Origin of the sequence: Massilia sp. Root335, from assembly GCF_001425685.1 — a bacterium.
GTDB classification, from domain to species: domain Bacteria; phylum Pseudomonadota; class Gammaproteobacteria; order Burkholderiales; family Burkholderiaceae_D; genus Telluria; species Telluria luteola.
In genome coordinates this window covers 486,587-501,148 of the sequence record NZ_LMCY01000003.1, presented here as the reverse complement: position 1 = coordinate 501,148, position 14,562 = coordinate 486,587, and the positions used below count along the sequence as shown (strand labels likewise).

Annotated in this window: 13 protein-coding genes and 1 riboswitch; of the genes, 8 read left to right on the top strand and 5 right to left on the bottom strand. The window is 66.5% G+C overall.

Annotation, left to right across the window (positions count from 1 at the left end; genetic code table 11):
• Positions 1 to 91 precede the first annotated feature (91 nt).
• Both ASC93_RS02625 and ASC93_RS02620 read right to left on the bottom strand, forming a co-directional pair.
• A complete protein-coding gene (locus ASC93_RS02625) occupies positions 92 to 2,224 on the bottom strand; it encodes a TonB-dependent siderophore receptor (protein WP_056436450.1) in 2,133 nt (710 codons plus the stop codon).
• An 85-nt stretch (positions 2,225 to 2,309) separates the two neighbouring features.
• Positions 2,310 to 2,409: riboswitch (TPP riboswitch) on the bottom strand.
• Positions 2,410 to 2,459: 50 nt separating this feature from the next.
• Positions 2,460 to 3,416, bottom strand: coding sequence for a DUF535 family protein (locus tag ASC93_RS02620; protein WP_082547711.1), 957 nt, complete (start codon positions 3,414 to 3,416; stop codon positions 2,460 to 2,462).
• Between the two features lie 478 nt (positions 3,417 to 3,894).
• Here ASC93_RS02620 and ASC93_RS02615 point away from each other — a divergent pair, with 478 nt between their 5' ends.
• From ASC93_RS02615 to ASC93_RS02600, 4 genes are all read left to right on the top strand, one after another.
• Positions 3,895 to 4,227 carry a type VI secretion system tube protein Hcp gene (locus tag ASC93_RS02615; protein ID WP_056436446.1) on the top strand — a complete coding sequence of 111 codons (333 nt, stop codon included), beginning with the start codon at positions 3,895 to 3,897 and terminating at the stop codon, positions 4,225 to 4,227.
• A 55-nt stretch (positions 4,228 to 4,282) separates the two neighbouring features.
• On the top strand, positions 4,283 to 4,753 hold the full coding sequence (locus tag ASC93_RS02610; RefSeq protein WP_162251783.1) for a BPSL0067 family protein: 471 nt from the start codon (positions 4,283 to 4,285) through the stop codon (positions 4,751 to 4,753).
• Positions 4,750 to 5,205, top strand: a complete 456-nt coding sequence (locus ASC93_RS02605) for a hypothetical protein (protein WP_157201714.1) — start codon at positions 4,750 to 4,752, stop codon at positions 5,203 to 5,205. The genes ASC93_RS02610 and ASC93_RS02605 overlap by 4 nt, the downstream gene beginning before the upstream one ends.
• Before the next feature lie 113 nt (positions 5,206 to 5,318).
• Positions 5,319 to 6,032 carry a glutathione S-transferase gene (locus ASC93_RS02600; protein WP_056436929.1) on the top strand — a complete coding sequence of 238 codons (714 nt, stop codon included), beginning with the start codon at positions 5,319 to 5,321 and terminating at the stop codon, positions 6,030 to 6,032.
• A 21-nt stretch (positions 6,033 to 6,053) separates the two neighbouring features.
• Here the strand turns inward: ASC93_RS02600 and dkgB are convergent, their stop codons facing one another.
• Complete coding sequence (dkgB, locus tag ASC93_RS02595) at positions 6,054 to 6,857, bottom strand: 2,5-didehydrogluconate reductase DkgB (RefSeq protein ID WP_056436436.1); 804 nt, start codon at positions 6,855 to 6,857, stop codon at positions 6,054 to 6,056.
• Between the two features lie 29 nt (positions 6,858 to 6,886).
• Entirely contained in the window at positions 6,887 to 8,101 is a 1,215-nt protein-coding gene (locus ASC93_RS02590; protein WP_056436433.1) for an MFS transporter, read from the bottom strand.
• Positions 8,102 to 8,209: 108 nt separating this feature from the next.
• On the opposite strand from ASC93_RS02590, the gene ASC93_RS02585 reads away from it, so the two are divergent.
• The 4 genes from ASC93_RS02585 to ASC93_RS02570 all read left to right on the top strand — a co-directional run bounded on the left by ASC93_RS02585 (position 8,210) and on the right by ASC93_RS02570 (position 13,958).
• Complete coding sequence (locus ASC93_RS02585) at positions 8,210 to 9,106, top strand: LysR family transcriptional regulator (protein WP_056436430.1); 897 nt, start codon at positions 8,210 to 8,212, stop codon at positions 9,104 to 9,106.
• A 31-nt stretch (positions 9,107 to 9,137) separates the two neighbouring features.
• On the top strand, positions 9,138 to 10,001 hold the full coding sequence (locus ASC93_RS02580; protein ID WP_056436427.1) for a PhzF family phenazine biosynthesis protein: 864 nt from the start codon (positions 9,138 to 9,140) through the stop codon (positions 9,999 to 10,001).
• Between the two features lie 125 nt (positions 10,002 to 10,126).
• Entirely contained in the window at positions 10,127 to 10,897 is a 771-nt protein-coding gene (locus ASC93_RS02575; protein WP_200958256.1) for a hypothetical protein, read from the top strand.
• Between the two features lie 100 nt (positions 10,898 to 10,997).
• Positions 10,998 to 13,958 (top strand): bifunctional diguanylate cyclase/phosphodiesterase, encoded by a 2,961-nt coding sequence (locus ASC93_RS02570; RefSeq protein WP_082547710.1) that lies wholly within the window; start codon positions 10,998 to 11,000, stop codon positions 13,956 to 13,958.
• Between the two features lie 137 nt (positions 13,959 to 14,095).
• On the opposite strand, the gene ASC93_RS02565 is transcribed toward ASC93_RS02570, so the two are convergent.
• Positions 14,096 to 14,437: a DUF4124 domain-containing protein gene (locus ASC93_RS02565; RefSeq protein ID WP_056436424.1), complete on the bottom strand. Its 342-nt coding sequence runs from the start codon at positions 14,435 to 14,437 to the stop codon at positions 14,096 to 14,098.
• Between the last annotated feature and the right edge of the window lie 125 nt (positions 14,438 to 14,562).

The window sequence follows — 14,562 nt, the reverse complement described above, 5'->3', positions numbered from 1 at the left end:
CGGGGGCGACGGTGGTTGAGAATCGAACTGCGCCGGCTTCCGCGACTTCGTACCGACACTTGGCCCCCCGCCTGCGCGGGGGCGACGGTGATTAGAAATCGAACTGCGCCGACACGCGGAACGTGCGCGGTGCGCCCGGCAGCAGGTAGCCGCCCAGTTCCGGCGTCACGTCGCGCCAGTAGAACTTGTCGAACAGGTTCTCGGCCCGCGCGCGCAGCGTGACGTTCGTCGCGCCCCATTTCACGCCATACGACGCGCCCACGCCGAACACGTGGTAGTCCGGCACGAACACCGTGTTCTCGGGGTCGAACGCCTTCTTGCCCGAGTACTGCCACGTGCCGTCCAGCTTCAGGCCCGGGACTGCCGCCACCGCGTACTGCACCCATGCCATCGACTTGAACGCGGGGACGTCCGTCACGCGCTTGCCGTCGATGCCCGCCTGGCCCGTGCCTTCCTGGCGCGTGTTCAGCGCCATGAGCGACAGGCTCCAGTCCAGCGCCGGCGTGGCCCGGCCCTGCGCCGTCAGTTCGATGCCGCGATGGGTTTCGCGGCCGTTGCGCACGAAGGTGTTGCCCGCATCGGTGTACTCCAGGCCCTGGCGGATCTGGAACAGCGCGGCCGACAGATCGAGGCCGTTCGCCAGTGCGGCCTTGGCGCCGATCTCGACCTGGTGCGAACGTTGCGGCGCCAGCACCTGGTTCTCGTTCGTCGTCTGCATGGGCGCGACGCCGCCGTGCTGCAGGCCGTGGCTGATCGTGCCGTACACGTTCCAGTCGCGCGCGGGGCTGAACACGAGGGCAACGCTCGGCAGCAGGAACGAATCGTCGCTGTGCACGTAGCCGGTCGCCTCGTCGATGAATTCGCTGCGCTTGATCTGCACATGGCGCAGGCCCGCGTGCAAGGTCAGCTGGTTCGTCAGGCTCACGATGTCCTGCGCGAACAGGGCGCGTTCCTCGTCGCTGCGGCGCTCGAACACGGGGCCCGTCACGCGGTCGGCCGCGACGTGCGGGGTCACGAGCGGGTTCCACAGATTGCTGTAGCCGACGTAGTCGTACACGTAATCGCCGAAGCTGTCGTGGCGCTCGGAATACGACGTGCCGACGGTCAGCGCATGGCGGATCGTGCCGGTCGCGAACTTACCCTGCACCTGCGCCTGCACGCCCCACGGCGACTTGCGCTCGCCCGTGCTCTGGTAATCGTAGACGTCGTAGTCGCCATTCGAGCAGTAGCCCGGATAGAAGCCCGCGCCCTCGTTGCTGCAGCCGTAAGGGAACGCGGTGAAGTCGTCGCGCTTGAACCAGTGCTTGTTGCCGGCCACGGTCGCGAGCCAGCCGGGGGCGAGCTTGTATTCGAAACGCAGCCCCAGGTTGCTGTCCCTGGTCGTGACGGGACGCGTCCACGGCTGGTCGTTCAGCAGCATCTTGGGCGACACACCGGTCGGGAGCACTTCGTTGCGGATCAGCTGGAAGCCGGGCGCCGTGATCTGGGCCTTGCGCTGGTAATCCATGTCCAGCTGGAGCAGCGCATCCGGCGTGATCTGCCAGTCGAAGGCGGCCGATACGAACTGGCGGTCGCCATTGGCGCCGTGCACGTAGGGGTGGATGTCGGCGGCGGCCGCGTTGATGCGGTAGCCGAAGCGGCGATCCTCGAAGCGGCCGCCGAGATCGACCGTGCCGTACAGCGTGCCGCGTTCGGAGACTTCCACGGTGGCCGAGCGCAGCGGCGCGGCCGTCGGACGCTTGGTCACGTAGTTGACGATGCCGCCCGGCGTCGCGACGCCGGACGTCAGGCCCGCGAGGCCTTTCAGCACTTCGAAGCGTTCCTTGTTCTCGAGCGGGATCTGGGTGTCGCCCGGGATCGCGAAGCCGTCCTTGCGGTAGCTGTAGTTGTTGTCCAGCGCGAAGCCGCGGATCGAGAATTGCTCGGCATAGCCGACGGCGTTGTAGGCGTCGGCCACGGACGCGTCGAAGCGCATCGCCTCGGTCGTGGAGCGGATCGACAGGTCCTGCATCTGCGTGCGGCCGATGGCGGTGATGGAGGCCGGGGTGTCGAACAGCGACGCCTCGCCGAAGCCGCCGACGCTGGCGCGGTCGACCACGATGAAGCGGTTGCCCGTGACGACGACTTCGGCGACCGGGTGGGTGGTGTCCTGCGCCTGCGCGTTCGCGATGAAGGCTTGCGCGATGGCGCCGGCCAGGATGGTGTACTTCAAATGACGGTTCATGGTTTGCTCGTTTTCGCGCGCCGACGCTCGGCGCGCTGCTTTTTCTTAAAAGCCGGAGCCAACGGGGGGAAGGGCAAACAAGGATGGGAACTGCGTTGCGCTTTCCTTCGCTGGCATTATCCAGATCAGGTACGAAGGGTATCTCTCACCCGGGAAGCGAACTCCCAGGACCCCTAGCGAAGGCGCGAGTGTAGCACACCGCGCCCTAATGTGGTGCGTCTGTCAATGGCCTCGTTCAGGCCGGCTCGGGAATCGCCGCCGGATGCGCCACATGGGCCCGCGCGTGCAGCAGGTGGCGCTGCACGATGGCGCGGGACGATTCGCCGATCAGGCGCCAGTGCTCGCGCCGCAGGGCCGCGCGCTTGCGGTGCTTGGACGGCATCTCGGACAGCGGCTTGACGTAGAAGGGCAGCGCGATCAGGTAGCCGTCGCGGCCCGGCATCTCTTCGCCGCCGAGGATCTTCCAGAAGCCGTCGTAGGCGTTGGCGAAGTGTTTGTCCGGGTCGGGATCGTAGGCGACATGCGCTTCGCTGCGGATGGCGACGACCTTGTCCATGCCGAGCGCCAGTGCGATGCCCTGCATGGCCGCGAAGCAGAAGAAGCTGGGCGAATTGTTCGGGAAGATGCGCTCGAACGCCTCGAACGCAGTGCCGGAATCGACCCAGCGGCCCTGGTTGCGCGCGATGAAGGGGACGACGGGCATGTCGACGCCCACCATCTCGCCTTCGAGCCAGCTGAAGGACAGGCGGTGCAGGCATTTGCCGTCCGCGACCAGCGCGACGGTGAGGTCGCCCTCCGCATTGCTGCGCGACGCCATTTCCAGCTGGATCATGAAGCTGCTGCCTTCGGCCTCGTGCTGCCACAGGGGCAGGCAGCGCTGGCCGTAGACGGCTTCCAGATAGCCTTCGTTGAATGTCGTTTCCTCGAAGCGGTAGTGGCTCAGCACGGCCTGCACGCGCTGGCGCGGCGTCAAGCCCTTGATCAGGTAGTCACGGTGGCTGAGGTGGTGGAACAGGTCGTCGTTGGCCGGTCCCGCGACGTGCTTGCGGTAGACGCCGAGCCGGCACAGCGCGCGGTGGTCGCGGTAATAGGCCAGCACGCGCAGGCTGCGCGCGATGCACAGGACCCACGACGACAGGCTGTACTGGCGCCGGCGGGCCATCCAGTGTTTGGTCAGGTGAGCGAAAATCATGGTGCGCTCCGGGTACGGTATCGGTGGATTTATCTCGTTAGTTTTTTGCTAAACGGTAATTGATCGTTCAGCAGGTCAAGATCGATGCCATCGATAACTCATTCCCCCCGTATTTCTTATTGTCTTCATGTCTCTCTTTGTTGATCTTTTGTCAGGCAAGTTCCAGACGCAAGACTAGCACGATTGCCGCGCCGAACATCGAAAAGCTGCTCAATAATTGAGTCAGACCGAACAAGTTGAGGAGCGTGGCATGGTGTATGAACTTTTTTCCGCCGGTCAGAATCATTCACCTTGAAGCTGGGCAATCGAGACAAGGCACATCACACCCGGGTCACTATTGTTAGTCGATGATATTGGCCGGCTGCTCCGTCTTCCGGTCTCGTTGATCTGTTTCTTTTGCCTGCCTGACTCTCGCCAACGTTGGCCGTAAGCTGCCGGGCAACAATCGTTCATTTGCTCAACTGGAACGGAGGCGAAAATGGCGGTCGACGCATATCTGCAAATCGAGGGCATTAAAGGCGAGTCGGCCGACTCTGCCCATAAGGATTGGATCGAGATTTCCGACGTCGCTTTCGGTGTAAATCAGCCCCGAGCCATGTCTGTGTCCACAGCAGGGGGGCATACCAGCGGCGCCGCCGATCTGTCCGAAGTCAGCTTCACCAAGCTTGCTGACATCTCGTCCCCGGTGCTGTTCCAGCACTGCGCGATGGGCAAGACACTGCCCAGGGCGAAGCTGGAGTTCATGCGCGCTGACGGGGACGGCAAGCCGATCACGTACTATCGGATAGAGCTGGATAACGTCATGTTGTAAGAAGCCGGCCTGACGGGAGGCCGGGATGCCACATGCAGTCGTCTACAGCGGCAACATGAACGCGCTGATCAAGGAATGGGACGAGAAATACAAACAGGCTTGGAAAGAGAACAGACAGGCAGGCCTGGACGCTTTGATGATCGCCAACGGAGAGTGCGCCCGGCTCCCGCAGGAACTCACTAATGTGGGCTGGACCGGACGATGGCAGCGTGGCGATCGTGTTATCGACGTGGCAAAAACGCTCAAGCCGGGCACAGTTATCGCGAACTTCAAACTCATTGATGGGAATTGGCAGTATCCGCACGGGCCGGAAGTCAACGTGCACGGATACCATGCCGCTCTATTCATAAGTGGGGATACATTCAGCACGTCAACAGGCAAGGCCGGGGGCATTTCGATGTTCGATCAGTGGCATACCGGCAGACCGAAGCCGCCCGGGCCTCGTCATGTCAATGTCTGGCCTGCGTCATCGCTGAAGAAACCGTGCGATCGTGCGGAAGAGTTCTACGTGGCGCTCGTTCCATGAAGCGAACTCTCATCGCGGCGCTTGTCCTGTCGTGCTCCGTTGCCCGTGCGGGAGACTATCGCTGTCCTCCGACCTACCCCGGCAAGGATGCACCGGCAGACCCGTTGACCAACGCCTACATGATGTGGGGAAAGCGGCCCAGCAGCGGCCCGCCGTTCCCCTCCGGCTGGGACCATCCCGACGAGCGGGCGGCGGCAGAAGGCACAGACCTGCGTTACGAGCTTCCAGCGAACGAGGAGGGCTGGTTCATCTGCGAATATGGCTCCCGCAAGCGGATCAAAGGCCGGTTCCATGGCGGGCACGAATGGGGGCAACACATGGCACCGCTCGGAGAACAGCCGTGGTTTATCAAAGTCTCCCCCAACGATACACGCTGTGTGGTGCGTATCCGGGAAATCAAGGGCTGCGATCCCGGCAAGAGCACGTGGACCGTGACGGCCACTTGCCTGTGACACACCGGTGTCAAGTTTGGAAATACAAGAGAGCAGGATAAAAACGTCGTTTCGTGCCTCCCAAAATGGCTGTACGGTCTACTATGTCGTCCGACAGACACGGGAAAATCATCATGGTGCAACCTTACGAACTTTTTTACTGGCCGAGCATCCAGGGCCGCGGCGAATTCGTCCGCCTGGCGCTGGAAGAAGCGGGCGTGCAATACGTGGACGTGGCGCGCGAGCCCGGCGGCATGGCGCGCATGATGGCGGCGATGGACGGCGCCGACCATCCGTCGTTCGCGCCGCCGTTCCTGAAGGCGGGCGACGTGACAATCGGGCAGACCGCCAACATCCTGATGTTCCTGGGCGAGCGCCACGGGCTGGCGCCGCAGGACGCGCAGGGTAGATACTGGGTGAGCCAGATCCAGCTGACGATCGCCGACATCGTGGCGGAAGCGCACGACACCCATCATCCGATCGCCACGTCGCTGTATTTCGAGGACCAGCGCCCGGAAGCGAAGCGGCGCGCGGCCGACTTCATCGACACGCGCATCCCCAAGTTCTTCGACTGGTTCGAGAACATCCTGGCCCGGCCGGAGCCGAAAGACTATCTGCTGGGCGCCGCGGTCACGTATGCCGACCTGTCGCTGTTCCAGCTCGTCGCCGGCCTGCGCTACGCGTTTCCGAAGGCGCTGGCGCGCATCGACGCGGGCTATCCGCTGTTGATGGCCCTGCACGACCGGGTGGCCGCGCGGCCGCGCATCGCGGCCTACCTGAAGTCGAAGCGGCGGCTGCCCTTCAACGAGGAAGGGATCTTCCGCCACTACGCGGAGCTGGACAAGTAAGCGGAGCCGGCGGGAACGGTTCTAATCCCAGCGCGGCGCGAAGTCCGGGTCGACGAGGCGCTCGCCCCGGTCCAGCGCATCGATGGCGGCGATGTCCCGGCTCGACAGGACCAGGTCGCGCGCGCGCAGGTTGCTCTCCAGGTTCGCGCGCTGCGTCGACGACGGGATCACGGCATGGCCCTTCGCCATCGACCACGCCAGCGCCACCCGGGCCGGCGTCGCGCCGTGTTCCCGTGCGATGCGGACGATCGTCGCGTCGTCCGTCACCTTGCCGTGGCCGAGCGGCATGTAGGCCGTCAGGCGGATGCCGGCGTCGGCCATGAACGCGGCCAGCGGCCGGTTCTGCAGGAACGGATGCAGCTCGACCTGGTTCGTCGCGATATTGTCCGCGCCGACGGCGGTGATGGCCTCGCGCAGCCGCGCAATGGGGAAGTTCGACACGCCGACGGCGCGCGTCAGGCCCGCCTCGCGCGCCGCCAGCAGCGCGTCCATCGATTCGGCCACGGCGACCGCGCCGCCCGGCGACGGCCAGTGGATCAGCGCGAGGTCGACGTGGTCGGTGCGCAGCTTGATCAGGCTTTGTTCGAGGCTGGCGCGCAGGCGGCACGCGGACAGGTTCTCCGTCCAGATCTTGGTGGTGACGAAGACGTCGCCGCGGGTAACGCCGGATGCCGCGAGCGCCTGGCCGACCTCGGCCTCGTTGCCGTAGATCTGCGCGGTGTCGATGTGGCGGTAGCCCAGTTCGAGGCCGTTTGCGACCGAATCGATGGCGGCGCGGTCCTGCAGGCGGAACGTGCCGAGGCCCAGGCGCGGGAGGGTGTTCATGGTGACTCCTTGTTAAAAGCTTGACGAATTCAGTGCATGGCGACGGCGCGTTCGCCGCATGCCGCCTGCTCCGGATGCGGCGCCGGGTCGCGCCGGTCCAGCCAGCCCGCCAGCGTGGTGAGGGCCAGCGCGCCGACGACGATCAGGCCGCCGATCCACGTCGTGTGCATCAGGCCGAGGTGCGCGACGATCAGGCCGCCGCCCCAGGCGCCGAGGGCGATGCCGACGTTGAACGCGGCGATGTTCAGGCCGGACGCCACGTCCACGGCGCGCGGCGCATCGATCTCGGCGCGGCGCACGACGTAGACCTGCAGGCCCGGCACGTTGCCGAAGGCGACGGCGCCCCAGGCCAGCACGGTGACGAGGACGGCGACCTTGTTCGCGGCCGTGACGTCGAGGACGAACAGCACGGCGGCCAGCAGCGCGAACACGATCTGCAGGGCGCGCACGGGGCCCTTGCGGTCCGCCAGCCTGCCGCCCCAGATATTGCCGAAGGCGACCGACACGCCGTACACGAGCATCACGAGGCCGACGCTGCCCGGCGCGAAGCCGGCGACCTGTTCGAGGATCGGCGCCAGATAGGTGAAGGCGATGAACGAGCCGCCGTAGCCCAGGGTCGTCATGGCGTACACGAGCAGCAGGCGCGGTTTCTTCAGCACCGACAATTGCGTGAGCAGGCCCGCGGGCGCGCTGCCGGCGATGCCGCGCGGGACGAGCAGGGCGATGCCGGCGAAGGCGATCACACCGAGCAGCGCGACGGCCAGGAACGTCATCTGCCAGCCGAGACGCTGGCCGATGAACGTCCCGAGCGGCACGCCCGTCACGAGCGCCACGGTCAGGCCGCTGAACATCAGGGCGATGGCGCTGGCCGCCTTTTCCTTGGGCACGAGGCTCGTGGCGATCGTCGAGCCGATCGAGAAGAAGACGCCGTGCGCGAGGCCGGTGAGCACGCGCGCGGCCATCAGCGCGGCGTAGCCGGGAGCCATCCACGCGGTCAGGTTACCGGCCGTGAACAGCAGCATGAGGCCGAGCAGCAGCGTCTTGCGCGGCACGCGGCCGGTGAGCGCCGTCAGCACGGGCGCGCCGACGGCGACGCCCAGCGCGTACAGGCTGACGAGCAGGCCGGCCGACGGCACCGACACGTGCAGGCTGCCGGCGATGGTGGGAATCAGGCCGACGATCACGAATTCCGTCGTGCCGATGGCGAATGCGCTCAATGTGAGTGCCCATAAGGCGAGTGGCATGTTCTGCTCCTTGAAGACCGTCTTGGTTGATCGATGGCGCATTCTGGACGCCTGGCCCGCAAAGAAAAACCCGCCGCCGTACAATAGACTTTTGACCTGGGAGCAAAAATGCTGGACGTGGGAGCGTTGATCGCGTTCGTGGCCGTGATCGACACCGGCTCGTTTTCGGGCGCCGCGCAGCAGCTCGGGCAGACGCCGTCCGGCGTGTCGCGTACCATCGCGCGCCTGGAGCAGCAGCTCGGCATGACCCTCATCCACCGCACGACGCGCCGCCTCGATCTCACCGAAGAAGGCGCCTGGCTGCTGGGCCGCGCGCGCCGCATCCTCGCCGAACTGGAAGAGACCGAGCGCCAGGCCGCCCTCGCGCGCGCACTGCCCGCGGGCCTGGTGCGCGTCAATGCCGCCACGCCCGCGCTGGACCACCTGATCGCGCCGCTGCTGCCGGACTTCCTCGACGCCTATCCGCAAGTGCAGCTGGAGCTCACCAGCGGCGAAACCGTCGTCGACCTGATCGAGGAAAAGGCCGACGTCGCGATCCGCATCGGCCAGCTGCCCGACTCCACGCTGAACGCGCGCCGTCTCGGGTCGAGCCGCATCCGCGTGCTGGCCGCGCCGGGCTACCTCGAACGCCACGGCACGCCGGCGCAGGTCGGGGACCTGGCGCGGCACCGGCTGGTCGGCTTCGTCGCGCCGGCGTCGTTGAACACGTGGCCGCTGCGCGCGGGCGGCGAGGACGGCTGGCGCGGCGCGCCGCACGTGACGGCGACGAGCGGCGAGACGATCCGGCATCTCGCGCTCGCGGGCGCCGGCATCGTCAGCCTGTCGGACTTCCTCACGCGCGCCGACGTGGCCGCGGGCCGCCTCGTGCCGCTGCTGGAAGACGCCGCGCTGCCCTGGACCCAGCCCGTGTGGGCCGTGTTCTACAAGCAGGGCGCGCTGGCGCCGCGCGTGCAGGCGCTGGTCGACTTTCTCGCCGCCCGCCTGGCCGGCGTATTGCAACCCTGACGTTTCTCCACCTACTTCGCACGGGACACCAATGACGACTGCAACGACAAACGATATTTTGCGCATCGCCGCGTTCTCGGACGGCGACGCCGGCGGCAATCCGGCCGGCGTCTGGATCGGTGCCGCGCTGCCGCCGGCGGACGCCATGCAGCGCCTGGCCCACGCCGTCGGCTATTCGGAAACGGCGTTCGCGGCAAGGCAGGGGGAGGGCTGGCGCGTGCGCTATTTTTCGCCGGCGTCCGAAGTGCCGTTCTGCGGCCACGCGACGATCGCGCTGGGCGCGGCGCTGGCGCAGCGGGAGGGCGACGGCGTGTTCGCGCTGTCCCTGAACGGGGCCGCCATCACGGTCGAAGGCCGGCGCGACGGTGCGCGCGTGGCCGCCGCGCTGCAGTCGCCGCCCACCTGGAGCCGGCCGGCCGCGACCGACCTCGTGGCGGACGCGCTGGCGTTGTTCGGTTACCACGATGCCGACCTCGATCCGCGCATCCCGCCCGCCCTCGCGCATGCAGGCGCGAACCACCTCGTGCTGGCGCTGGCCAGCCGCGACCTGCTGGGCGCGATGCGCTACGACCTGGAAGCGGGCCGCGCGCTGATGCAACGGCACGGCCTGACGACGATCGTGCTGGCCTGGGCCGAATATGCGCGCAAGTTCCACACCCGCAATCCGTTCGCCAGCGGCGGCGTCTACGAAGACCCGGCCACGGGGGTGGGCACGGCGGCACTGGCCGGCTACCTGCGCGACCTCGGCTGGCCGCACGGCGGCGCCATCGACGTCGTGCAGGGCGAGGACATGGGCATGCGCTCGCTGTTGCACGCCGACATCGGCGCGGAAGCGGGCGGTTCGATCCGCGTCAGCGGCACCGCGCGAACGTTGTCAGAAGATAAAGGTTTATGATGATGTTTTAATGAAAATTGAATTAGGGGCAAAAGGCACGCCTTTTCGACAATTAGTACACCCCTGCAACGTTGATAAAGTTCAATACGGAATTTACATTTCTGAACATCAACTCAGGAGTCAACATGGAAATGCGCTACCCCGGCGTCCTGCGCCCCACCCACGTCCCCTATGGGGTTCCGGGCAAGCCGACCGAACGCCTGCCCTTCACGATCCGGCGCGTGAGCAACGAGGCCGATCTGTGGAAGGCCGTCCGCGTGCGCCATGCGGCCTATGCGCGCCACGTCCCGGACTTCGCGCGCCAGCTCGTCCGGCCCGAGGCCTGCGATTACGGCGACGACGCAATCGTTTTCCTGGCCGAATCCAAGCTGGACGGCGCCCCCCTGGGGACCGCCCGGATGCAGACGAATCTGCACGAACCGCTGCACGTCGAGGAATCCGTCGCGCTGCCGGACTGGCTGCGCGGCCAGCCGCTGGCGGAGATGAGCCGCCTGGGCGTGGACAATGGCCGGATCGGCCGCATGGTCAAGACGGCGCTGCTCAAGGCCGGCGTGATGTATTGCCAGGAAAACGACATCGACTGGGCCCTGGCGACCGGCCGCGCGCCGGTCGACCGCCAGTACGAACAACTGACCTTCGTCGACGTGTTCCCGGATCTGGGTTTCGTGCCGCTGCGCCACGTGGGCAATATCCCGCACCGCGTGATGGCCTTCGACATCACGACGATCGAAGCGCGCTGGACGGCTGCGCAACACCCGCTGCTGAACTTCTTTTGTCACATCCACCACCCGGACATCGACGTCGGCGGCCGGACGGGCGTGCGGCCGCCACAGCCGAGTGCGAAGGGGGCAAATGTTGCGCAGCATGCATCGGAAATGTACGAACTGGTTGCTTGATTCAATAATTGCATGACGGCATTACTGTAAAGCTGTATCCTTGCGAGACGATAACGGCCGCCCGCGCCGCCGGGCCGCGATACCAGCTTCGCAGATACTCATGCAATTCACATCATCCGGCCGCTGGAAACTCCCGGGCCTCGCGCAGTTCGCGCTGGACCTCACGTTCCGGACGTTCGCTTATTACCTGATCCCGATCGCGATCGGCGTCGTCTCCATCCTGGCGCTGCTGTGCTGGGACAGCCAGTACATGTCCGGCAACGGCGATGCGCGCGACATCCGCGTCGTGCGCGAAACGGCGCCGCTGACCCTGGCCGCGGCCAACGCGCGCCTGCGCGACGCCATCCCGGTCTCGTACTTCGACACGCATTTGTCCGAGGCGCCCGTGTGGTTCCGTTTCAGCACGCGCCCGCGCACGCCCGGCAGCATCTCCGGGGACATCATCGAGTTCCCGTCGCGCCACGCGGTCGACGTCAGTTGCTGGGATGCCACCACGCTGCAGCCGCTGGGCGCGGCCACGCGCGACGTGGGCACGCCGTCGCTGCACACGGCCAAGGCCGGCTTCGCCCTGCAACTGGCCGAGCTGCCGCGCGAGATCCTGTGCCGCGGCCGCTTCGCCGGTCCCGCGCGCGTGAACGTCGTGCAATGGCTGGAAACCCAGTTCGACCAGTCCGTCGAGGCGTTCCACCGCAAGTCGGGCCTGCTCGACGGCGGCATGATCGTGCTGGCGCTGTTCGTCCTGATCACGGCCCTCATCAACCGCCAGCCGCTGTATGTGTTGTTTTCCGGTTGGCTGATCCTGAACCTGCGCATCGCCGGACTGTCGGCCGGCTGGGACATCCAGTGGCTGGGCATGACCGTGCCGCCGCAATGGATGCTGCTGGGCCGCTCGCTGACCATCGCGCTGTACGGCGTGTCCACGCTCACGCTGTACCAGGCGCTGTTCCGCGAAGAACTCGTCAAGACGCGCTGGGCGATCCCGCTGCGCATCACGCAATGGGCCTGCATCCCGCTGCTCATCGGCGCCGTAACCCTGCCGTACGGCACGTTCCTGCCGATGCTGTGGGTGATCATGGCCTTCGGGTTCTCGCTGATGACGCTGGGCCTCCTCACGATCATCCTGCGTTCGCGCAACCGCGTGGCGGGCTGGTTCGCGGCCTCGTTCGCGCTGACCTATGTGGCGTCGCTGGCGGAGGTCGTGTCGGCGGCGCTCGGCATGCACCAGGTGCTGAACGTGATCAACAGCGTCACGGCGGCCCTCGCGTCGAGCCTGCTCGCCGCGCTGGCCGTCGCCGAGCAGATGCGCATGGAAACGCAGAAGCGCAGGGAAGCCCAGGACAAGCTGGAGCATGCCTACGAGGCGATGCCCGTCGGCCTGTTCACGCTCGACATGTACGGCACGATCGTGAGCGCCAACCCGGCCATGCGCAAGATGCTGGGCATTACCGAGATCGCCCCGGGCCGCACGGCATGGAAGCAGTTCTTCGCCGACAGCATGTGGACGGAACTGCTGGAACAGGTGCACGTGCGCAGCGAGGCCGAGATGCAGATCGTCAGCCGCGACGGCGCCCAGCGCTTCATGGTCAACGCCACGCTCGCGCGCGGCCGCGTGGAGGCCGTGCTGCAGGACGTGACCGAGCAATACCGCGCCACGGAACAGCTGCGCTTCATGGCCAACAACGACCCGCTGACGAAGGTCTTCAACCGGCGCGGCATCGAAAAGGTGTTCGAGGGCGCGTCCCAACTGCTGAACGCGGGCAAGCCGCTGGCGCTGGCCTACATCGACCTCGACCGCTTCAAGCTGATCAACGACCTGTTCGGCCACGCGGCCGGCGACGAAGTCCTGAAGCAGGTGTGCGAACGCATGGAGCTGACGCTGGCCGGCGGCCAGAAGATCGGCCGCGTGGGCGGCGACGAATTCGTGATCGTGATGCCCGACACCGCCGTCCCGCTGGCGTCGCTGATCTGCCGCGGCATCGTCGACCGCATCGGCGGCACGCCGTACCGCGTGGGCGACAAGGCGTTCCACGTGCGCGGTTCGGTCGGCCTGATCGAGGTGTCGCCGGGCATGCCGATGAAGGACGCCGTATCGACCGCGGACCGTGCCTGCCGCGAAGCGAAGGGCGGCCACAGCGACGGCCTCGTCGTCTACGAGCGCGGATCGAACGCGTTCCAGGAGCGCGCCAACGAACTGAACCTGGTTGCGCGCCTGTCCGGTCCGGACGCCACCGAGGGCATGTTCCTCGAGATGCAGCCGATCATGTCGCTCACCGCGCCGTACGAATCGCTGAACTTCGAGGTGCTGCTGCGCATGCGCGAGGCGGATGGCCGCGTGTCCCCGGCCGGTCCGCTGATCGCCGCCGCCGAGAAGAGCGGCCGCGCGGGCGTGATTGACCGCTGGGTGCTGTCGACAACCCTGTCGTGGATCGAGAACCACCTGGAATCGCTGGTCAACACGCGCTTCGTGTGCATGAACCTGTCCGGCGCGTCGCTGAACGACGAGCGCTTCGTGCAGGACACGCTGGAAATCCTGTCGCGCTACACACACGTGGCGAGCCGGCTGTGCATGGAGATCACGGAAAGCGTGGCGCTGCACGACCTCGACAACACGCGCCGCTTCATCGACCAGGTGCGCGCGTTCGGCGTGAAGGTGGCGCTGGACGACTTCGGCGCCGGCTACACGTCGTTCTCGTATCTCAAGGAATTGCCGGCCGACGTGCTCAAGATCGACGGCAACTTCATCGTCAACATCAACGCCCACCCGGCCAACGTGGCGATCGTGGAAGCGATCGTCAACCTGGCCGCCAACCTGGGCATGCGCACGATCGCCGAATGGGCCGAGGACGCGGCCACGATCCGCACCCTGGCCGAGATCGGCGTCGACTACGTGCAGGGCTATGCCGTGGCGCGTTCGCAGCCGCCCGAAAAACTGCTGGCCGCGAGCTCGTCGGCCAGCTTCATCCAGGGCGACGACGTGCTGCAGTTGGTGCGCACGCTGGGTTCGTCCGCCAACGAGCCGGAGCTGCTGGGCTTCGCGTCGCTCGACGACCATCTGCTGTAGGGTGGGCACCGTGTGCCGACGCGGACGTTTGCAAACCGCATACGTTACGCGTGGGCTCGGGGAGCCCACCCTACCTGATTCGGTCCGTAGGTGGGCGCTTCGTGCCTGCCAGCCGTTTGCGTGATGCGAACGTACGCTTAATTCAGCCCCGCCAGGCGCGGCCGCGCATCCTGCAGCATCAGCATCCGCCGCGCTTCCTTCAGCGTGGCGACGTCGCGCGCGAGCCGCACGGGCGCCGCGAGGTTCGGGCGTTTCCAGGCCGCGTGGGGCAGGTCCGCCGCGGGCAGCACGTGGCGCTGGGGCGGCGCCGCCCCGGTGTCGCGCGACACCGGCACGGTGGCCGAGCCGGAGGCGCAGGGCTGGTCGGTCAGGGTGATGTGGCCATTGCTGTCCACGCATTTGACGATCTCGCCGGCCAGTGCCGGTGCCGCCAGTACCGCGGCGGCAACGATGCTCAGCAGTCTAACTGGGCGCTTCATGATGTTCTCCTGTGCTAGGCTCGAATGGTGCCCGTCGCGACTGGTTCCATCTGTTCGTTGCCTCACCCTGTCCGCAGCAAACATCGACGGGCCCGGCCGAACCTTTGGCCAGTGTGCGGTTCCAA